This window comes from Pseudomonas sp. 9_2_1 (assembly GCF_059295275.1).
Genome location: NZ_CM181239.1, coordinates 1947730 through 1968689 on the forward strand (window position 1 = coordinate 1947730; position 20960 = coordinate 1968689).

The 20960-nt window shown below is 63.4% G+C and carries 15 protein-coding genes; 6 read left to right on the top strand and 9 right to left on the bottom strand.

Annotation, left to right across the window (positions count from 1 at the left end; genetic code table 11):
• Positions 1 to 146 precede the first annotated feature (146 nt).
• Both AC5O5I_RS08685 and AC5O5I_RS08690 read right to left on the bottom strand, forming a co-directional pair.
• Positions 147 to 662, bottom strand: coding sequence for a DUF4880 domain-containing protein (locus AC5O5I_RS08685; RefSeq protein ID WP_172222170.1), 516 nt, complete (start codon positions 660 to 662; stop codon positions 147 to 149).
• Positions 663 to 1098: 436 nt separating this feature from the next.
• Positions 1099 to 1410, bottom strand: a complete 312-nt coding sequence (locus tag AC5O5I_RS08690; RefSeq protein ID WP_172222175.1) for a DUF6124 family protein — start codon at positions 1408 to 1410, stop codon at positions 1099 to 1101.
• A 130-nt stretch (positions 1411 to 1540) separates the two neighbouring features.
• Here AC5O5I_RS08690 and AC5O5I_RS08695 point away from each other — a divergent pair, with 130 nt between their 5' ends.
• Both AC5O5I_RS08695 and AC5O5I_RS08700 read left to right on the top strand, forming a co-directional pair.
• Positions 1541 to 2206, top strand: coding sequence for a LexA family transcriptional regulator (locus tag AC5O5I_RS08695; protein WP_172222192.1), 666 nt, complete (start codon positions 1541 to 1543; stop codon positions 2204 to 2206).
• Between the two features lie 84 nt (positions 2207 to 2290).
• Entirely contained in the window at positions 2291 to 2902 is a 612-nt protein-coding gene (locus AC5O5I_RS08700; RefSeq protein ID WP_172222178.1) for a LexA family protein, read from the top strand.
• Between the two features lie 213 nt (positions 2903 to 3115).
• Here AC5O5I_RS08700 and AC5O5I_RS08705 read toward each other — a convergent pair whose 3' ends face one another.
• Genes AC5O5I_RS08705 through AC5O5I_RS08720 form a run of 4 tightly spaced genes read right to left on the bottom strand, consistent with a single transcriptional unit; the run spans position 3116 to position 8673 of the window.
• Positions 3116 to 5068: an acetyl/propionyl/methylcrotonyl-CoA carboxylase subunit alpha gene (locus AC5O5I_RS08705; RefSeq protein ID WP_494512354.1), complete on the bottom strand. Its 1953-nt coding sequence runs from the start codon at positions 5066 to 5068 to the stop codon at positions 3116 to 3118.
• Positions 5065 to 5880 carry a gamma-carboxygeranoyl-CoA hydratase gene (locus tag AC5O5I_RS08710; RefSeq protein WP_172286727.1) on the bottom strand — a complete coding sequence of 272 codons (816 nt, stop codon included), beginning with the start codon at positions 5878 to 5880 and terminating at the stop codon, positions 5065 to 5067. The genes AC5O5I_RS08705 and AC5O5I_RS08710 overlap by 4 nt, the downstream gene beginning before the upstream one ends.
• A gap of 2 nt (positions 5881 to 5882) precedes the next feature.
• On the bottom strand, positions 5883 to 7490 hold the full coding sequence (locus AC5O5I_RS08715) for a carboxyl transferase domain-containing protein (RefSeq protein ID WP_172286726.1): 1608 nt from the start codon (positions 7488 to 7490) through the stop codon (positions 5883 to 5885).
• 19 nt (positions 7491 to 7509) lie between these two features.
• Complete coding sequence (locus AC5O5I_RS08720) at positions 7510 to 8673, bottom strand: isovaleryl-CoA dehydrogenase (RefSeq protein ID WP_172286725.1); 1164 nt, start codon at positions 8671 to 8673, stop codon at positions 7510 to 7512.
• Between the two features lie 239 nt (positions 8674 to 8912).
• Between AC5O5I_RS08720 and AC5O5I_RS08725 the strand changes: the two genes are divergently transcribed.
• Entirely contained in the window at positions 8913 to 10595 is a 1683-nt protein-coding gene (locus tag AC5O5I_RS08725) for an AMP-binding protein (protein ID WP_494512355.1), read from the top strand.
• Between the two features lie 96 nt (positions 10596 to 10691).
• Here the strand turns inward: AC5O5I_RS08725 and AC5O5I_RS08730 are convergent, their stop codons facing one another.
• Positions 10692 to 10853 carry a hypothetical protein gene (locus AC5O5I_RS08730; RefSeq protein WP_172228164.1) on the bottom strand — a complete coding sequence of 54 codons (162 nt, stop codon included), beginning with the start codon at positions 10851 to 10853 and terminating at the stop codon, positions 10692 to 10694.
• Positions 10854 to 10993: 140 nt separating this feature from the next.
• Between AC5O5I_RS08730 and AC5O5I_RS08735 the strand changes: the two genes are divergently transcribed.
• The 3 genes from AC5O5I_RS08735 to glgB all read left to right on the top strand — a co-directional run bounded on the left by AC5O5I_RS08735 (position 10994) and on the right by glgB (position 18616).
• Positions 10994 to 13012: an alpha-1,4-glucan--maltose-1-phosphate maltosyltransferase gene (locus AC5O5I_RS08735; protein WP_494512356.1), complete on the top strand. Its 2019-nt coding sequence runs from the start codon at positions 10994 to 10996 to the stop codon at positions 13010 to 13012.
• A gap of 76 nt (positions 13013 to 13088) precedes the next feature.
• Complete coding sequence (gene treS, locus AC5O5I_RS08740) at positions 13089 to 16409, top strand: maltose alpha-D-glucosyltransferase (protein WP_172228160.1); 3321 nt, start codon at positions 13089 to 13091, stop codon at positions 16407 to 16409.
• Entirely contained in the window at positions 16406 to 18616 is a 2211-nt protein-coding gene (gene glgB / locus AC5O5I_RS08745; RefSeq protein WP_172228158.1) for a 1,4-alpha-glucan branching protein GlgB, read from the top strand. Before treS ends, glgB begins: the two co-directional genes overlap by 4 nt.
• Before the next feature lie 101 nt (positions 18617 to 18717).
• On the opposite strand, the gene AC5O5I_RS08750 is transcribed toward glgB, so the two are convergent.
• Together AC5O5I_RS08750 and AC5O5I_RS08755 are read right to left on the bottom strand one after the other, a co-directional pair.
• Complete coding sequence (locus AC5O5I_RS08750) at positions 18718 to 19794, bottom strand: autotransporter domain-containing protein (RefSeq protein WP_172228156.1); 1077 nt, start codon at positions 19792 to 19794, stop codon at positions 18718 to 18720.
• A gap of 318 nt (positions 19795 to 20112) precedes the next feature.
• Positions 20113 to 20904, bottom strand: a complete 792-nt coding sequence (locus AC5O5I_RS08755; RefSeq protein WP_172286720.1) for an endonuclease/exonuclease/phosphatase family protein — start codon at positions 20902 to 20904, stop codon at positions 20113 to 20115.
• Positions 20905 to 20960 lie beyond the last annotated feature (56 nt).

The window sequence follows — 20960 nt, forward strand, 5'->3', positions numbered from 1 at the left end:
GGTAAAAAACCTGCAATTTTATAGGAGGATTCGGCGGCCGATTGGCTTGTACATCTTCAAGACAGCACTACCACGGCGGAGCAGCCGCGACCTATCCTAATATTCGCGTAAGCCACGCGTGCAAATCCGAACGGGATTTCTGCTTATCAGGCCCAGAAGCCGAACAGCAGCAACGCCGCCACACCAAGCCCGACCGCAACCGAGCAGCCGCCCAGCGACAGCGCCGCCCGGCCTTGTCGGTACCAGCCGTCGTGGCCCAGGTGCCGTGCGGGCGCCAGCAGGCTGCGCCAGCGCAGTTCGGTGTCGTGAAACGCCTGCAAGTTCGCCGTGTCCGCATCCAGCCAGCGGCGAAAGTCGATGCGCTCGCACGCAGTTACCTGTGGGCTCTGCAAGCGCACATACCATTGCCCGGCAACACTGGCCAGCACGTCCCGACGCGAGCGGCCGGCCTGCAGTGCCTGGGCCATGTTGCGCTCGATGCTGGCCAGCGGCAGGTCGAGGCGGGCGGCGATGATGGCGAAGTCCAGCTGGTCCAGGCGGTTGAGCAGGAATACTTGCTGCACGCGCCGTGGCAGCCGCTTGAGGGCGTGCAGCAATGCCTTATCGGCATCGTCCTGGGCAAGCGGGGTTGGGTGCTCGAGAGGCAGCAGCAGGCGGCTCATGGACAGCTCCTTGCTTGAAAGGGGGAGGGGTGGGGGCATCTTCCTTGACGCGTCATCAGCGTAGGTTAAACGAGATTGATTCTCAAGTGCTGATTCCGCAAAGTTTTGTAACGAGCGTTCACGCCCTGAAACACCTTTGCTATCATGCGCGCCATCACGATCTTCATTAGCCTGAAGAGCCAAAAAAAAAGACCCGGCAAAAAGCCGGGTCAAAAACCGTGATTAGCCTGATGAGGAGATAATCTGAGAGCGACCTAAGCTCCAGGTTATCCAGCGGATCTCGCGATCAGCTGAGTGCAATAATAATCGTTATCATTTGCCAGTCAAATGAATTTTCGCTAATCCGGTAAAAAAGTTTTACCGGCGCGCTTCCTTGTCCCGGCAATCGGGGCCTTTGCCGTTACGCGGCTATCACGTTTTCTCCCTTCTTTTCTCCTTACAAACCCGGGTCCACAGCACGTTTGTGCTCCAGCAGTGCGCGTGCCATATCCATCATGTGCATCAAGGCGAAGGTCAGTTCACGCTGGCTGCCTTGTTGATGGGTGGCGGTTTCCTGCGCGGTGGCGGCGGCGCAGCGCAGCAGGGCGATGGCGTGTTCCTGGGCCTGGTCGCCGGTGACGCCTTCGTGCAGGGTCCAGATCCTGTTGTCCAGGGTGGGGCGCGGCGGGTTGGGATTGAGGTAGTAGTCGAGCGCGCGGCGGGCGGCTTCGCTGTCCAGATCTGTTTCGTCGTTTTTCGGTGGTTTCATCCTGATACCTGCTAGAGCCAGTAGGGAAAGGGGTCAGGTCGATACTAATACCTAGAGTATTTTTATGCTTTCGAGTAAATAATACTGAATGTTTATTGAGCGCTAGAAGGCAGTCCGTATCGTGCCAGCGATGAATATGGATAAATGGATTGCCCTCGTCCGTGACCGGATGGAGGAGCTAGGGCTCACTCAAGAGCAGCTTGCCGAGCGCGTTGGCGTGTCTCAAGGCAGCGTGGGGCATTGGGTGAACAAGCGGCGTCAGCCGAAGATCGAGTCGATGAACCGCACGTTCGTCGAAATTGGTATGCCCCATTACAACGTCAGCTTGCAGTTGCGCGTCCAGGGGCGGGTTGGCGAGGAGCGAGGCGTTTACGAAGTCGATGACGACGATGCAGAGTTGGACCTCATGCAATACATTGTGTGTTTCCGCTACCCGGTACTGGGTTGGGATGAGCCAGATGTTGCAAAGGTCGAAGAGCCTGTTGTGTACGAGCAAACGGACTATCTGGCCAAGGGCAAGGCGTTCTGGCTGACCGTTGAGAATGACGCGATGAGCGCCCTCAGTGGCCGCAGTGTGCCGCAGGGCATGCGGATGCTGGTTGATCCTGGGGTAGAGGCTGGGCCAGGGCGTCTGGTGATCGCTCGTCAGCCAGGCAAACCGGCGATTTTCCGCGAGTTGGCCGAGGAAGGCGGCCAGTGGTACCTGAAGGCGCTGAACAGCAACTACCCAGCACTGCTGTGTGAAGAGGGTTGCGAGTTTCTAGGTGTGGTCGTGCGAGTGCATGGGGCCTTCTAGATTGCCGGGGCTGCTGTGCAGCCCTTTCGCGACACAAGGCCGCTCCTACAGGTGTGGCGCAAGCCTGAACCGTACTGTGCCCTTATGGAAAGCTGGAACTCATTTCTCAAACGCTACAAGCGCGATCACAAACTCAGCCAGCTAAAACTGGCCGAGCGTCTGGGCATGACTCAGGGCGGCGTGGGCCATTGGCTGCGTGGCACGCGGCGGCCCACGCTGGAGACCATCAATGAAAAGCTCGAGAAGCTAGGGCTCGTGTTTCTGGAGGCCCAAGTCATGGTGGTTGAGCGTGACATTGTGCCTGAAGCGCCGCTCTATGCGAGTTTCCGCTTCCCGGTGTTGGGTTGGTCTGACTTGCAGGGCCCTTTGCCTGAAACCAGCAAGGCTCGCGAACAGACGGACTACATGCCCGCAGGTAATGCGTTCTGGCTGGTAGTGGAGAGCGATTCGATGAATGCCGCCAGTGGCAAGAGCGTGCCTGAGGGTATGCGTGTGCTTGTGGATACCGGCCTGCCGGCAGAGCCAGGCAGGCTGGTCATTGCACGGCAGCCGGGTCGGCCGCCAGTGTTGCGGCAGTTGGTCGAGGAGGGTGGCGACAAGATGCTCAAACCGCTGAATACGCGCTACCCGACTGTATTATGTGAGGACGGCTGTGAGTTCCTGGGGGTGGTCGTGCGGATGCACGCGGCCTTATAGAATCCCGGGGCTGCTGCGCAGCCCATCGCCGGCAAGCCGGGCTCCCACAAGTACGGTGCCAACTCAAACATTGCGCTGTCCCTGTGGGAGCGGGTTCACCCGCGAATGCCCCACCCCGGTGGATGGCACCGGCTTTGCCGGTGTTCGCGGCTAAAGCCGCTCCCACAGTGATGGTGCAAGCTTCAACGTTTGAGCAAGTTGCCCCTGCTTACTTTACTCTGTCAGTTCAACCAGCACCGTCCCCTCGCTGACCATATCCCCTTCCTGGCAGAACAACGCCTTCACCGTCCCGCTATGCGGGGCACGAATGCTGTGCTCCATCTTCATGGCCTCCAGCACCACCAGCGCAGTACCCGCTTCTACCACCTGCCCCGGCTCCACCAATACCCGCACGATGCTGCCGTTCATGGGCGCACCCAGGCCGCCCTGATGGCTGTGGCTGGCCTCGGCTTCGGCAATCGGGTCGAAGGCTTCGATGGCGTGCATCTCACCTTCCCAGCGCAGGTACAGCGTGCCACCCCGGCGAACCGCCAGATGCTGGCGCCGCACGCCATCCTGCTCATGCACCAGTTGCTCGCCCAGCAATTGCCAGGTGGACGCAGCGCTGCGCTCCAGGGCAACGGCCTGATCCTGGCCGCCGCTCAGCAGATGCAGGCTGCTGCGCGCCGGCAGGCCCAGGCGCAGGCCGTTGCGCTCGCCCCACGGGGAACGGCAATCATCCTCCCGCTGATGCCCGCCCTGGCCCTGCAGCCAAGCCTCGGCCGCCGCTTCCCAGAACACTGCCGGTAGCGCTTGCGGCGCTGGCAGCAAAACAGCCTGGTGACGTGGAATGAATCCGGTGTCCAGCTCTGCCGCAGCAAACGCCGGGTGCGCGAGGATACGCCGCAAGAAGGCAATGTTGGTCTTCAGCCCGCCAATCGCGAATTCGTCGAGCATGGCCAGCAAGCGCAGGCGCGCCTGCTCGCGGTCTTCGCCCCAGGCGATCAGCTTGCCCAGCATCGGGTCGTAGAACGGCGATACCACATCGCCTTCGCTGACCCCGCTGTCCACTCGCCGTCCTTCGCCCGGTGCCGACTCGCGGTACAACGTCAGCTTGCCGGTTGCGGGCAGGAATTCATTGGCGGGGTCTTCGGCATACAGGCGCACTTCGATGGCATGGCCAATCAGCGGCACCTGGTCCTGGGTAATCGGCAAGGCTTCACCGCAGGCCACGCGAATCTGCCAGGCCACCAGGTCGAGGCCGGTAATGGCTTCGGTGACCGGGTGTTCCACTTGCAGGCGGGTGTTCATCTCCATGAAGAAGAACTCGCCACGGGCATCGAGCAGGAATTCCACCGTGCCGGCGCCGACATAGCCGATGGCCTGTGCCGCGCGCACCGCTGCCTCGCCCATCGCTCGCCGCAGTTCGGGCGAAAGGCCAGGGGCGGGGGCTTCCTCGACCACTTTCTGGTGGCGGCGCTGAATCGAGCAGTCGCGCTCGTTGAGGTACAGGCAGTTGCCATGCTGGTCGGCGAACACCTGGATTTCCACGTGACGTGGCTTGAGCACGTATTTTTCAACCAGCATGCGCGCATCGCCAAACGACGACTGTGCTTCACGCTGGGCCGAGGCCAGGGCATCGGCCAGCTGGCCTTCTTCCTCGACCACCTTCATGCCCTTGCCACCACCGCCGGCGCTGGCTTTGAGCAGCACCGGGTAGCCAATGCGTTCAGCGGCGGCGCGGAAGGTGTCCAGGTCTTGCGCTTCGCCGTGGTAACCCGGCACCAGCGGCACCCCGGCGGTTTCCATCAACGCCTTGGCCGCCGACTTGCTGCCCATGGCATCGATAGCGCTGGCCGGTGGGCCAAGGAAGATCAGCCCGGCCTGTTCGATGGCGCGGGCAAAGCCGGCGTTTTCGGACAGGAAGCCATAGCCTGGGTGAATGGCCTGGGCCCCGCTGGCCTTGGCGGCGGCCAGCAGCTTGTCGACCAGCAGGTAGCTTTCGGCGGCCTTGGTGCCGCCCAGGTCGACGCGGATATCGGCTTCGCGGCTGTGCCGGGCGTCACGGTCGGTGGCGCTGTGCACGGCGACGGTGGTCAGGCCCATGGCCTTGGCGGTGCGCATGACGCGGCAGGCGATTTCGCCGCGGTTGGCAACCAGCAGGGTGGTCAAAGCGGGGCGGCTCATGGGCGCGGCTCCTTCTTGTCATCGGTTTGCCAGGCGGGGCGGCGTTTTTCCAGGAAGGCGCGCAGGCCCTCCTGGCCTTCGGCGCTGACGCGGATGCGGGCAATGGTGTTTTCGCAGTAGCGGCGCAGGGCCGGGCTAAGCTCGCCGTCGTCCACTTCGCGCAGCAGGTCCTTGGTGGCGCGCAACGCCTGCGGGCTGTTGAGCAGCAAGTTGCTCACCCAGGCTTCTACCTGTGCGTCCAGCTCGCTGGCCGGGTACACCTCGGCCAGCAGGCCCAGCTCGCGGGCCCGCACACCGCTGAAGCGTTCGGCGGTAAGGGCGTAGCGGCGCGCGGCGCGCTCACCGATGGCTTTGACCACGAACGGGCTGATCACGGCCGGGGCCAGGCCGATACGCACTTCCGACAGGCACAGCTGGGCGTCTTCGGCGCCGATGGCCATGTCGCAGCAACTGATCAGGCCCAGCGCGCCGCCAAACGCCGCACCTTGCACCACGGCCAGGGTTGGTGTTTTGAGGCGGTGCAGGGCGTACATCAGCTCGCCCAGTTCGTGGGCGTCATCCAGGTTGGTGTTGAAGTCCAACTGCGCCGACTGCTGCATCCAGGCCAGGTCGGCGCCGGCGCTGAAGTGCCGGCCACGGCCGCGCAGCAGCACAAAGCGCAGGCTGGAATCTTCCGCCAGGCGGTCGATGGCCACGATCAGCTCGCGGATCATCTGCGCGTTGAAAGCGTTGTTCTTGTCCTCGCGGCTCAGCCACAGGGTGGCGAAGCCGCGCGTGTCGCGGATCACTTCTAGGGTGCTGAAATCGCTCATGATCACATCCGGAAAATGCCGAAGCGGCTGGGTTCGATCGCTGCGTTCAGCGCGGCAGACAGCGCCAGGCCGAGCACGTCGCGGGTCTGTGCCGGGTCGATGACACCGTCGTCCCACAGGCGGGCACTGGAGTAGTAGGGGTGGCCCTGGTGTTCGTACTGGTCGAGGATCGGCTGCTTGAGCCGGGCTTCGTCCTCGGCACTGAAGGCCTGGCCACTGCGTTCGCTTTGCTCGCGCTTGACCTGGGCCAGTACCCCGGCCGCCTGCTCGGCGCCCATCACGCCAATTCGCGCGTTGGGCCACATCCACAGGAAGCGTGGGTCGTAGGCGCGGCCGCACATGCCGTAGTTGCCGGCGCCGAAACTGCCGCCGATGATCACCGTGAACTTGGGTACCTGGGCGCAGGCCACGGCGGTGACCAGCTTGGCACCGTGCTTGGCGATGCCGCCTTCTTCATACTTTTTACCGACCATGAAGCCGGTGATGTTCTGCAGGAACAGCAGCGGGATGCCGCGCTGGCAGGCCAGTTCGATGAAGTGCGCGCCCTTTTGCGCGGCTTCGGCGAACAGGATGCCGTTGTTGGCCAGAATCGCCACCGGGTAGCCGTGCAAGTGGGCGAAGCCGCACACCAGGGTAGTGCCGAACAGCGCCTTGAATTCATCGAACACCGAGCCGTCGACCAGCCTGGCGATGACCTCGCGCACGTCGAACGGCTGCTTGGCATCGGCCGGCACTACGCCGTACAACTCTTCGGCGCCATACAACGGCGCCACCGGCGCCAGGCGCTGCAGTTTGCCCAGCTTGTGCCAGTTGAGGTTGGCCACGCTGCGCCGGGCGATGGCCAGGGCGTGTTCGTCGTTGTCGGCGTAATGGTCGGCCACGCCGCTGGTGCGGCAATGCACATCGGCGCCCCCGAGGTCCTCGGCGCTCACCACTTCACCGGTGGCAGCCTTCACCAAGGGCGGGCCGGCGAGGAAGATGGTCGCCTGCTGGCGTACCATGATCGCTTCATCGGCCATGGCCGGCACATAGGCACCGCCAGCGGTGCACGAGCCCATCACCACGGCAATCTGCGGGATGCCCTGCGCGCTCATGTTGGCCTGGTTGAAGAAGATCCGCCCGAAGTGCTCGCGGTCTGGGAACACTTCGTCCTGGCGTGGCAGGTTGGCACCGCCGGAGTCCACCAGGTAGATGCACGGCAGACGGTTCTGCTGGGCGATGGCCTGCGCACGCAGGTGCTTTTTCACCGTCAGTGGGTAGTACGAACCGCCCTTTACCGTGGCGTCGTTGGCCACGATCATGCATTCCACGCCTTCGACGCGGCCGATGCCGGCGATGACGCCCGCAGCGGGCACGTCTTCGCCGTACACCTCATGGGCGGCCAGCTGGCCGATTTCGAGGAACGGCGAGCCCGGGTCCAGCAGGCGGTCGATACGCTCGCGCGGCAGCAGCTTGCCCCGCGAGGTGTGCCGCTCCTGCGCCTTCGGGCCGCCGCCCTGGGCGACCTGGGCGAGCAGGCCGCGCAGGGCCTGGACCTGTTCGAGCATGGCCGCGCTGTTGTCGGCGAATTCCGCCGAACGCGGGTTGATCTGGGTATGCAAGGTAGCCATGTGCGCCCGTCCCTTGTGCTCAGCGGGTTTCGTTGAACAGTTCACGGCCGATCAGCATCCGGCGGATTTCGCTGGTGCCGGCACCGATCTCGTACAGCTTGGCATCGCGCAGCAGGCGGCCCGCCGGGAATTCGTTGATGTAGCCGTTGCCGCCGAGAATCTGGATGGCCTCAAGGGCCATTTGCGTGGCGCGTTCGGCGGTGTAGAGGATCACCCCGGCGGCATCCTTGCGGGTGGTCTCGCCACGGTCGCAGGCCTGGGCCACGGCATACAGGTAGGCGCGGCTGGCGTTGAGCTGGGTGTACATGTCGGCGATCTTGCCCTGGATCAGCTGGAACTCGCCGATGCTCTGGCCGAACTGCTTGCGGTCGTGGATGTACGGCACCACCAGGTCCATGCAGCTTTGCATGATGCCGGTCGGGCCACCGGACAGCACCACGCGCTCGTAGTCCAGGCCGCTCATCAGCACGCGCACGCCACCGTTGAGCTGGCCGAGGATGTTTTCCTGTGGCACTTCGACGTCATCGAAGAACAGCTCGCAGGTGTTGGAGCCGCGCATGCCCAGTTTGTCGAACTTGTTGCTGCGGCTGAAGCCTTTCCAGTCACGCTCGACGATGAACGCGGTAATGCCGTGCGCGCCCTTGTCCAGGTCGGTCTTGGCGTAGATCACGTAGGTGTTGGCGTCCGGGCCGTTGGTGATCCAGGTCTTGCTGCCGTTGAGCACGTAGTGGTCGCCGCGTTTTTCCGCGCGCAGCTTCATCGACACCACGTCGGAGCCGGCGTTGGGCTCGCTCATGGCCAGTGCGCCAATGTGCTCGCCGCTGATCAGCTTGGGCAGGTACTTCAGCTTCTGCTCGTGGGTGCCGTTGCGGTTGATCTGGTTGACGCACAGGTTGGAGTGGGCGCCATACGACAAGGCCACCGAGGCCGAGGCACGGCTGATTTCTTCCATAGACACTACATGGGCCAGGTAACCCAGGCCGGCACCGCCGTACTCTTCCGCCACGGTGATACCCAGCAGGCCCATGTCGCCGAACTTGCGCCACATGTCAGCGGGGAACAGGTTGTCGTGGTCGATTTGCGCGGCCCGTGGCGCCAACTCGGCGGCGGCGAAGGTGCGCACCTGATCGCGGAGCATGTCGATGGTTTCGCCCAAGGCGAAGTTCAGGGAAGGGTAATGCATGCGGGGGCACCTTTGTTGTTCTTGAAGTTGGGTTACACCGTAGCTCAAGGAGCTGGCGCCGGACCCTGTGGGAGCGGCTGCAAGCCTGAGGGCAGGTGTCGTTCATCACCTTTACGTTAACGTAAACCTGCATGGGGTTACTGTCAATCGACTCATCACCTTTACGTAAACGTAAATCTGCGCCAGAGTATTCCCGCTTGCTTCAGTCGTGCCCAGAACAACCACAAGAAGGGACACCCATGAGTCAACCCAGCTATACCCGCGGTCGCCAGGACCAAGCTTTGCTGACCCAGACCATCGGCCAGGCGTTCGATGCCACGGTGGCCCGCTGCGCCGACGGCGAGGCGCTGGTGTCGCGCCATCAAGGCTTGCGCTACAGCTGGCGGCAGTTGGCCGAGCAGGTAGAGGTGCATGCCCGCGCCCTGATGGCGCTGGGCGTGAATACTGGCGAAAGGGTCGGCATCTGGTCGCCCAACTGCGCCCAGTGGTGCATCCTGCAACTGGCCAGCGCCAAGGTGGGTGCCATCCTGGTCAACATCAACCCGGCGTATCGCGTAGGTGAACTGGAATATGTGCTGCGCCAGTCCGGCTGCCGCTGGCTGGTGTGTGCGGATGCCTTCAAGCGTTCCGATTATCACGCCATGGTGCAGCAGCTGGTCCCAGAGCTGGCCGCCGCCACGCCCGGCGAGCTGGCGAGCCAAGGCCTGCCCGACCTGCGCGGTGTGATCAGCCTGGGCGCCAATCCGCCGGCTGGCTTCCTGCCCTGGCAAGCGCTGGGCGAACTGGCAGGGCAGACCGACATCGAGGCCTGCAGCGCCCGCCAACAAGGCCTGCAGTTCGACCAGCCGGTGAACATCCAGTACACCTCCGGCACCACCGGCGCGCCCAAGGGTGCCACGCTCAGCCACTACAACATCCTCAACAACGGCTTCATGGTCGGCGAAAGTCTGGGTCTGAACGAGCGAGACCGCATGGTGATCCCGGTGCCGCTCTACCACTGCTTTGGCATGGTCATGGCCAACCTTGGCTGCATCACCCACGGCAGCACCATGATCTACCCCAATGACGCCTTCGATGCCGAGCTCACCCTGCGCGCCGTGGCCGAAGAGCGCGCCAGCATCCTCTATGGCGTGCCGACCATGTTCATCGCCATGCTCGACCACCCGTCCCGTGCGCAGATGGACCTGTCGACCCTGCGCAGCGGCATCATGGCCGGCGCTACCTGCCCGATCGAGGTGATGCGCCGGGTCATCGACCAGATGCACATGGCCGAAGTGCAGATTGCCTACGGCATGACCGAAACCAGCCCGGTGTCGCTGCAAACCGGCCCGGACGACGAACTGGAGCTGCGCGTGACCACCGTCGGCCGCACACAGCCGCAGCTTGAGAACAAACTGGTGGACGCCGACGGTTGCATCGTCGCCCGCGGCCAGATCGGCGAGTTGTGCACCCGTGGCTACAGCGTGATGCTCGGCTACTGGGACAACCCCCAGGCCACGGCCGATGCCATTGACCCGGCTGGCTGGATGCATTCGGGCGACCTGGCGGTGATGGATGAGCACGGGCATGTGCGTATTGTGGGGCGCAACAAGGACATGATCATTCGCGGTGGCGAGAACATCTACCCGCGCGAGCTGGAAGAGTTCTTCTACACCCACCCGGCGGTGGCCGACGCGCAGGTGATCGGCATTCCGTGCAGCCGCTACGGGGAAGAGATCGTCGCCTGGATCAAGCTGCACCCTGGGCACAGCGCCACGGTGGAAGAGCTGCAGGGCTGGTGCAAGGCACGCATTGCGCATTTCAAGGTGCCGCGGCATATCCGCTTTGTCGACGAGTACCCAATGACAGTGACCGGCAAGGTGCAGAAGTTCCGCATGCGCGAGATCAGTGTGGCGGAGATTTCAGCTGTATCAGCTGGATGATGTGCTAGCTGAGCCGGCCTCTTCGCGGGTCAATCGGATCGCCCCGATTGACCCGCGAAGAGGCCGGTCCTGCCTGCACAGAATCCTGGTCTACCCTTAAGCCTTCACCGGTGGCTCCTGGCTTGGCGGGTCGCCTACCGTCGGCGGCACGGTCGGCTTGATCGGCAGCTCGTCCGGGTCCTGTTCCGGCACGGGCGGCGGCAGGCTCGGGTCGTCGATGTTCGGATCGGGGGTTTCCGGTGGAATCGGGATGTTCATGGCCTGACCTCGCGTGGGTGAATGAAGAGGTGCTGCAGGCTCTGACCGCTGGCAGTTGCCGTTCGCTCAATTTTTTTGAACCCCATGCCTGTGCCCCGGCTCTGAACCCTTACCGCCACCAGCCTGAGGGAGCAAGGTCGATGTCACGTAACGAGCCGTTTGAAAGCGTGCCCATGGCGAACGATCACCCGGACCAGGTCATCAGCCTGTCCCAGGCGCTGCTGGCACCGCGCATCGCAATCGAGGATACCCAACCGGTACTCGACGGCGGCACGTTTGCCGCCAAGGCCATCAGCAACCAGCCGGTTTCGGTCAGCAGCAAGGTATTCACCGACGGCCACGACCGCATGGCCGTGGTGTTGAACTGGCGCCAGGCGGGCAGCCGGCGAATTCACTGCGTGCCCATGACATCGCCCGGCAATGATCTGTGGCTGGCCGAGTTCACGCCTACCGAAATCGGCCCGCACCTGTTCAGCATCGACGCCTGGATCGACCCCTACGCCACCTACTGCCATGACCTGGAAAAAAAGTTCCAGGCGGGGGTGGACATCAAGCTGGAGCTTGAAGAGGGGCGGCGGCTGCTGGGCAAGGGCATTGAACTGAGCAGTGGCGCATTGCGCGAGCAGTTGCAGGCGCTGCAGGCGCGGCTGCAGACGCTGCCCGATGACGACCAGGTGGCACTGTTGCTGGGCACCGAGGCCAGCCGGTTGATGAGCGAAGCCGGGCACCGCTGCTACCTCACCAGCAGCACCGAGTTCCCGCTGGATGTCGACCGCCCGGCAGCACAGTTTGCCAGCTGGTATGAGCTGTTTCCGCGCTCGATCACCGACAGCCCCGAGCGCCATGGCACCTTCAACGATGTGCATCAGCGCCTGCCGATGATCCGCGACATGGGTTTCGATGTGTTGTATTTTCCGCCCATTCACCCTATCGGCACCCAGCACCGCAAAGGCCGCAACAACGCTTTGCAGGCGCAACTCGAGGATCCTGGCAGCCCTTATGCCATCGGCAGCGCCGAGGGTGGGCACGACGCCATTCACCCGCAACTGGGCAGCCGCGAGGACTTCCGTCGGCTGGTGTCGGCGGCCGCGCAGCATGGCCTTGAGATCGCGCTCGACTTCGCCATCCAGTGTTCCCAGGACCACCCCTGGCTGAAACAGCATCCGGGCTGGTTCAGCTGGCGCCCGGACGGCACTATCCGCTACGCCGAGAACCCGCCCAAAAAATACCAGGACATCGTCAACGTCGACTTCTACGCCCCCGACGCAGTGCCGAGCCTGTGGCTGGCCCTGCGCGATGTGATCATCGGCTGGGTCGAGGAGGGCGTCAAAACCTTCCGCGTCGACAACCCGCACACCAAGCCGCTGCCGTTCTGGCAATGGCTGATCGCCAATGTGCGCAGCCAGTACCCGGACGTGCTGTTCCTCGCCGAAGCCTTCACCAAGCCGGCGATGATGGCGCGGCTGGGCAAGGTGGGGTACGCGCAGAGCTACACCTACTTCACCTGGCGCAATACCAAGGAGGAGCTGCGCGAGTTCTTCGAGCAACTCAACCAGCCGCCATGGAGCCAGTGCTACCGGCCCAACTTTTTCGTCAATACGCCGGATATCAACCCGTTCTTCCTGCAGCACTCGGGCCGCGCCGGGTTCCTTATCCGCGCTGCGCTGGCGACCATGGGGTCGGGGCTGTGGGGGATGTATTCCGGCTTCGAGCTGTGCGAAGCCGCCGGGTTGCCGGGCAAGGAAGAGTATCTGGACTCGGAGAAGTACGAGATTCGTCCGCGCGACTTCACCCAGCCCGGCAACATCATCGCCGAGATTGCCCAGCTCAACCGCATTCGCCGGCAGAACCCGGCATTGCAGACGCACCTCGGTGTGGCGTTCTTCAACTGCTGGAACGACAACATCCTGTACTTCGCCAAGCGTACGCCCGAGCGTGACAACTTCATCCTGGTGGCGATCAGCCTCGACCCGTTCAACGCCCAGGAGGCGCATTTCGAATTGCCCCTGTGGGAGCTGGGGCTGGATGACGATGCTGAAACCCACGGCGAGGATTTGATGAATGGCCACCGCTGGTCCTGGTACGGCAAGACCCAGTTCATGCGTATCGAACCCTGGCATCAGCCATTCGGTATCTGGCGGATCGAAAAGGCGCGCTAGGGCTTGAATATTCTGGGGCTGCATAGCAGCCCCGAAGTCAGGCAACACGGTTTCGCAGAAATGAAAGGAGTCACTCATGGCCAAGCGTTCCCGCCCGGCAGCCTTTATCGACGACCCGCTGTGGTACAAGGACGCCGTCATCTACCAGCTGCACATCAAGTCGTTCTTCGATTCGAACAACGACGGCATCGGCGACTTCGCCGGCCTGATCAGCAAGCTCGACTACATCGCCGAGCTGGGTGTGAATACGTTGTGGCTGCTGCCGTTCTACCCCTCGCCACGGCGCGATGACGGCTACGACATTGCCGAATACAAAGATGTGCATGCCGACTACGGCAGCCTGGCCGACGCCCGCCGCTTCATTGCCGAAGCGCACAAGCGCGGGCTGCGGGTAATCACCGAACTGGTCATCAACCACACCAGCGACCAGCACCCGTGGTTCCAGCGCGCCCGCCACGCCAAGCCCGGCAGCAAGGCGCGGGACTTCTACGTGTGGTCGGACGACGACCAGAAATACGACGGCACGCGCATTATCTTCCTCGACACCGAGAAGTCCAACTGGACCTGGGACCCGGTCGCCGGCCAGTATTTCTGGCACCGCTTCTACTCGCACCAGCCCGATCTCAATTTCGACAACCCGCAGGTGCTCAAGGCGGTCATCGGGGTGATGCGCTTCTGGCTCGACCTGGGCGTCGACGGCCTGCGCCTGGATGCCATTCCCTACCTGATCGAGCGTGACGGCACCAACAACGAAAACCTCGCCGAAACACACGACGTGCTCAAGGCGATCCGCGCCGAAATCGACGCCAACTACCCCGACCGCATGCTGCTGGCCGAGGCCAACCAGTGGCCCGAAGACACCCGCCCGTACTTCGGCGAAGGCGAGGGCGATGAATGCCACATGGCCTTCCATTTCCCGCTGATGCCGCGCATGTACATGGCCCTGGCCATGGAAGACCGCTTCCCGATCACCGACATCCTGCGTCAGACACCGGAAATCCCCGCCAACTGCCAATGGGCGATTTTCTTGCGCAACCACGATGAGCTGACCCTGGAAATGGTCACCGACCGCGAGCGTGACTACCTGTGGAACTATTACGCCGAAGACCGCCGTGCGCGCATCAACCTGGGCATCCGTCGACGGCTGGCGCCGCTGCTGCAGCGTGATCGACGGCGCATCGAACTGCTCACCAGCCTGCTGCTGTCGATGCCCGGCACGCCCACCCTGTACTACGGCGATGAGCTGGGCATGGGCGACAACATCTACCTGGGCGACCGCGACGGCGTGCGCACGCCCATGCAGTGGTCGCCGGACCGCAACGGTGGATTTTCCCGCGCCGACCCGCAGCGCCTGGTGCTGCCGCCCATCATGGACCCGCTGTACGGCTACCAGACAGTGAATGTCGAGGCCCAGAGCCATGACCCGCACTCGCTGCTGAACTGGACCCGGCGCATGCTGGCGGTGCGCAAGCAGCAAAAAGCCTTTGGCCGCGGCACGCTGCGTACCCTTACCCCCAGTAACCGGCGCGTTCTCGCCTATATCCGCGAGTACACCGACGCCGATGGCAATACCGAGGTGATCCTGTGCGTGGCCAACGTGTCCCGCGCCGCCCAGGCAGCCGAACTGGAATTGTCACAATTCGCCGACAAAGTACCTGTGGAGATGCTGGGCGGCAGCGCCTTCCCACCAATCGGCCAGTTGCCGTTCCTGCTGACCTTGCCACCCTATGCTTTTTACTGGTTCCTGCTGGCGTCGCACGACCGCATGCCCAGCTGGCACATCCAGGCCACCGAGGGGTTACCCGAATTGAATACGCTGGTACTGCGCAAACGCATGGAAGAACTGCTGGAAGCACCTGCCAGCGATACGCTGCAAACCGCCATCCTGCCGCAATACCTGCCCAAGCGCCGCTGGTTTGCCGGCAAGGAAGGACCGATCGACGACGTGCGCCTGTGCTATGGCGTGCGCTTTGGCACCGCCACCACGCCGGTGCTGCTCAGCGAAATCGAAGTGCTCAGTGACGGCGTCGCCAACCGCTACCAGCTGCCGTTCGGTCTGCTCCCCGAGGACCAGATCAACACCGCGCTGCCACAGCAACTGGCCTTGTCGAGGGTGCGCCGCGCCCATCAGGTGGGCCTGATCACCGACGCTTTCGTCCTTGAACCCTTCATCCGCGCAGTGCTGCGCGGCTGCCAGGATGGCCTGCACCTGCCGTGTGGCAAGGGCGAGGGCGAGTTGCACTTCGAAAGCACCGAGCAGCTGGCGGAACTGGGCTTGAGCGAGGAAAGCGAAGTGCGCTACCTGAGTGCCGAACAGTCCAACAGCTCGGTGGTGATCGGCGACCGGGTGGTGCTAAAGCTGATCCGCAGGGTCAACCCGGGCGTGCACCCGGAGCTGGAAATGAGCGCCTACCTGACCGCCGCCGGCTTTGCCAATATCTCGCCGTTGCTGGCCTGGGTCAGCCGCGTGGACGAACAGAAAGCGCCGCACCTGCTGATGATCGCCCAAGGTTATCTGAGCAACCAGGGCGATGCCTGGGCCTGGACCCAGAACACCCTGGAAAGGGCCATCCGCGACCAGATGGAGCCCAGCCGCAGCGACGCCGAGGCGCACACCGACGCGCTGGCCGAACTCACCGGCTTTGCCGCTTTACTCGGCCAACGCCTGGGCGAAATGCATCTGCTGCTGGCCGCACCAACCGACGACCAGGCTTTCGCGCCTCGCCCCAGTGATGCGGCTGATAGCAAGCGCTGGAGTCAGCAGATAAGCGCCGAGCTGGCCCACGCCCTCGACCTGCTGGCCCAGCACCGCGAGCACCTCGACGCCGATAGCCAGACACTGGTAGACGACCTGCAGCAACAACGCGACGGCCTGGCCCAGCACATCGCCAACCTCGCTCGCCAGGCCGAGGGTGGCTTGCTGATGCGCGTGCACGGCGACCTGCACCTGGGGCAGGTGCTGGTGGTGCAGGGCGATGCCTACCTCATCGATTTTGAAGGCGAACCGTCCCGTCCGCTTGACGAGCGCCGGGCAAAACACAGCCCCTACAAGGATGTCAGCGGCGTGCTGCGATCCTTCGACTATGCTGCTGCCATGATTTTGCGCAGCGCGTCTGCGGTGGACCTTTCCGACCCGGCGCGCCAAGCCCGGCAACGGGTGGCCAGGCAGTACCTGCACCAGTCGCGGCATGCCTTTGTCGAAGCCTATGGCCTGGCCACCGCCGCCATGCCCCACGCCTGGCAGCAGGCCGAGGGCGAGCGTGCCGCGCTGGAGCTGTTCTGCCTGGAAAAAGCTGCCTACGAAATTACATACGAAGCCGAAAACCGTCCAAGCTGGCTGGCCGTACCTTTGCATGGCCTGCATGGACTGATCAGTACCTGGGGAGAGTCAGAATGAACGTTACAACGCGTGAAAACGGTGGCCTTCGGCAACGGGACCTCGACGCCCTGGCCCGCGCCGAACACGCCGATCCATTTGCGGTGCTCGGCCCCCATGGCGATGGCGCAGGCGGGCAGGTGGTCCGCGCCTTCCTGCCCAGTGCCCTCAGTGTGCGCATCCTGGCGCGCAATGATGGGCGCGTGCTCGCCGAAATGGAGCAGAGCAGCGTGCCCGGCCTGTTCAGCGCGCACCTTGATGAGGCACAGCCCTACCTGCTGCAGATCGGCTGGGCCGGCGGCGAGCAGGTGACCGAAGACCCCTACAGCTTCGGCCCGCAACTGGGCGACATGGACCTGCACCTGTTTGCCGAAGGCAACCACCGCGATTTGTCCGGGCGCTTCGGCGCCCAGCCGACCCAGGTCGACGGCATCGACGGCGTGTGCTTCTCGGTGTGGGCACCGAATGCCCGCCGGGTGTCGGTGGTGGGTGATTTCAACAACTGGGACGGCCGCCGCCACCCCATGCGCCTGCGCCACAGTGCCGGGGTCTGGGAGCTGTTCATCCCGCGCCTGGGCATTGGCGAAACCTACAAGTTCGAGGTGCTGGGCAAGGACGGCATCCTGCCGCTCAAGGCCGACCCGCTGGCGCGCGCAACCGAGTTGCCGCCGAGTACCGCGTCCAAGGTAGCAGGTGAGCTTGGCCACGACTGGCAAGACCACGAATGGATGGCGCAACGCGCCGAGCGCCATGCCTACAACGCGCCGTTGTCCATCTACGAGCTGCACCCAGGGTCGTGGCGCTGCGAGCTGGACGAGGCTGGCGAAGTGGGGCGCTACTACAACTGGCGTGAACTGGCCGAACGCCTGGTGCCTTATGTACAAGAGCTGGGTTTCACCCATATCGAACTGCTGCCGATCATGGAGCACCCGTTCGGCGGCTCCTGGGGCTATCAGCCGTTGTCGATGTTCGCGCCCACCTCACGCTATGGCAGTGCCGAAGATTTCGCTGCCTTCATCGATGCCTGCCACCAGGGCGGCATTGGCGTGCTGCTGGACTGGGTGCCTGCGCATTTCCCTACCGACGAGCACGGCCTGGCGCGCTTCGATGGCACCGCGCTGTACGAATACGACAACCCGCTGGAAGGCTACCATCAGGACTGGAACACGCTGATCTACAATCTCGGCCGCAACGAGGTACGCGGTTTCATGATGGCCTCGGCCCTGCACTGGCTGAAGCACTTCCACATCGACGGCCTGCGTGTCGATGCGGTGGCCTCGATGCTGTACCGCGACTATTCGCGCAAGGCCGGTGAATGGGTGCCCAACCGCCACGGCGGGCGCGAGAACCTGGAAGCCATCGACTTCATCCGTCACCTGAACGGTGTGGCGGCCCATGAAGCCCCGGGCGCACTGATCATCGCCGAAGAATCCACTGCCTGGCCCGGTGTCAGCCAGCCGACCCAGCAGGGCGGCCTGGGCTTTGCCTACAAGTGGAACATGGGCTGGATGCACGACACGCTGCATTACATCCAGAACGACCCGGTGCACCGCAACCACCACCACAACGAGATGAGCTTCGGGCTGATCTATGCCTATTCCGAGCACTTCATCCTGCCGATTTCCCACGACGAAGTGGTGCACGGCAAGCATTCTCTGATCGACAAGATGCCCGGCGACCGCTGGCAGAAGTTTGCCAACCTGCGCGCCTACCTCACCTTCATGTGGGCGCATCCGGGCAAGAAGCTGCTGTTCATGGGCTGCGAGTTCGGCCAGTGGCGTGAATGGAACCACGACAGTGAACTGGACTGGTACTTGCTGCAATACCCCGAACACCAGGGTGTGCAACGCCTGGTGAGCGACCTCAACCGCCTGTATCGCGAGGTGCCGGCGCTGCACGAGCAGGATTGCCAGCCGCAGGGCTTCCAGTGGCTGATCGGGGACGATGCGCAGAACAGCGTTTATGCCTGGCTGCGCTGGAGCAGCAGTGGCGAGCCGGTGCTGGTGGTGGCCAACTTCACGCCGGTGCCGCGCGAGGGGTATCGCATTGGCGTGCCGTTCGGCGAGCGCTGGCAGGAGTTGCTGAATAGTGATGCAGAGCTGTATGCCGGGTCGAATGTGGGCAACCTGGGGGTGGTCGAGAGTGACGAGCTGGCCAGTCATGGGCAACCGTTGTCGCTGGCCCTGAACCTGCCGCCGCTTGGCGTATTGATCATGAAACCAGCCTGACCGGTTACCAGGGGCTGGCCCCTTCGCAGCACAAGGCTGCTCCTACAGGTTTGCGCTTTCCTGGGTAGGAGCAGCCTTGCGCTGCGAAAGACCTGACATGCTTACCACCGCATCCTTACCCCAAGGCTGCCAATCAGCCCGTTCAAATCATTGTCATCCACATCACTGCTGTAGTCGGCACTGACAAACAGCGCCACCGATGGCGTCACCCGCGCCACCAGCCCCAAACCCAATTCAACGGTGGTGGAGTAGCGCGAGCTGGAAATCTTGTCGACCTGGTCCAGCTTTACCTCATCGGCGTTGCTGAAGTCGTACCATACGTTGGTGCGCACATAGGGTTCGATGGGCATGCCGCGCACTTCGTAGCTTGCGGACAGCTTGGCACCGACCCGGCCGCTCCAGCTCGGCTGGCTGTCGAAGGCTTGCAGGGTCTCTTCCTGCACCCGGCTGCCGGGGAAGAACTGCTGGTTGATCAACTGCGCCTGCGGCTCGATCACCCAGCCGCCACCCAGACCGATGGGGATGCCACCCTCCACCGAAAAGGTCATCGCGTGGCCGCTGTCGTCCAGCCGTTGCCCGTTCTCGTTGCGGCCATTGACGTCGATGCGCGAGCCCATGGCTACGGCATCCAGGTGCCAGCCTTTCTCATGGGTCATGCTCCAGTACACGCCCAGGCTCTCGCCACTCAGGTTGACGGCATTGCGCTGCTTGTCGCCCAGCAGCGGGCGCATGCCGTTGAAGCTGCTCTGCAGGTTGTTGTGCCCCACGAAAATGCCGGCGCGGTGCACATTGCCCGCAGCGGTTTCACGCACGAACAGGTCCGGGCCGATCATCAGTTGCTGGCTGGGTGCTTCCAGCTGCGCGGGCGGTTGCGCCCCGCTGCGTGCACCGGTGGGGAAGAACTGCGCCCATTGGCTGGCGATCAGGTCGGCTGGCGCCTGCCCGTGGCGTTCGCCCATCTTCTGCGAAAACGCGTTCAAAGTGCCGATGCTCAAGCCGCTGGCGCTGACCGGGTCAAGCGACGGTTGCGGCACCACTGATTGCTGCAAAAAGCCGGGTGAGCTCGGATCACCTTGCAGTTCGTACGCGAAAGTTTCCACCGGGGTTGCCAGAAGCAGCGACGTGGAAACCGCGTAGAAAATGCTGTCGAAGCGCACAGGGTTCGAGGTGCTTTTCATGGCGGATCTCCTTTGTTTTTGTAGGGTAAAGCCCGAGGACCTAGCCTGTTGTCACGAGCTGTACGACAAAAACAGGGGGCGACCCAAACCCGCACGCCAGCTTTCGCAAGCGCGCACAAAGGCGCGAGCTAGAGGCCCGGCGCGGGATGTTTTCCGCTAGGTAATGTTTATCTAAGGAGACGCTGGGGCTTGCGTCAAGAAAGCGTGAAGCCTGTGTGGATGTTTCGTGGTGGGCCTCAACCCATTGATTAATCGAATAAATAAGGGGTGTATAGCGGGGTTTGCTATTTGCCCTACCTTGGCTATGAAGAATGATTGTTAGAACCGTACCTCGACCGCCAACGGCAGGTGGTCGGATAGGTGCGACCAAGGTTTGTGCCCCAGAATCCGCGGCCCATGGCTCTCGGCGTTGCGCAGGTAGATACGGTCCAGGCGCAGCAGTGGCAGGCGGGCAGGGTAAGTGCGGGCGAGGTGGCCGTGGTGGCGCTCGAAGGCCTCGTGCAGGTCACGCTGCAAGCCCAGGGTGCGGTTGCCGTGGGACTTCCAGTCGTTGAAATCGCCGGCAATGATCACCGGGGCGTCGACGGGCAGGGAATCGAGCAATTCGCGCAGCAGTTGCAGTTGCTTCTGCCGGTGGCTTTCCAGCAACGACAGGTGCACACAGATGGCATGCACCTGGCGCTGGGGCAGGTCGAGGATGCAGTGCAACAGGCCGCGGCGCTCGGGGCCGGTGATCGACACGTCGAGGTTGCGGTGCTCGATGATCGGGTATTTGGACAGCAGCGCGTTGCCGTGGTGGCCGTCGGGATACACCGCATTGCGGCCGTAGGCGAAATCGCTCCACATGCTGTCGGCGAGGAACTCGTACTGGGAAGTCTGCGGCCAGCCAGGGTAGCGGGCAGCGTGGCGATCATGGCTGCCCAGCACTTCCTGCAGGAACACGATGTCGGCCTGGGTGCTGCGCACTGCCTCGCGCAGTTCCGGCAGGATGAAGCGCCGGTTGAAGGCGGTGAAACCCTTGTGGGTGTTCACCGTCAGCACCCGCAGGCGCTTCACGGCCGGAGCCTGGTCGATGCTGGCGAAACCTGGACTGCCGGCTTCGGGGTTCACGGGTACTCCTCGATCGCAGCTGGTGTGTGTTGCCTGCGCCAGACAGGGCCGGTACA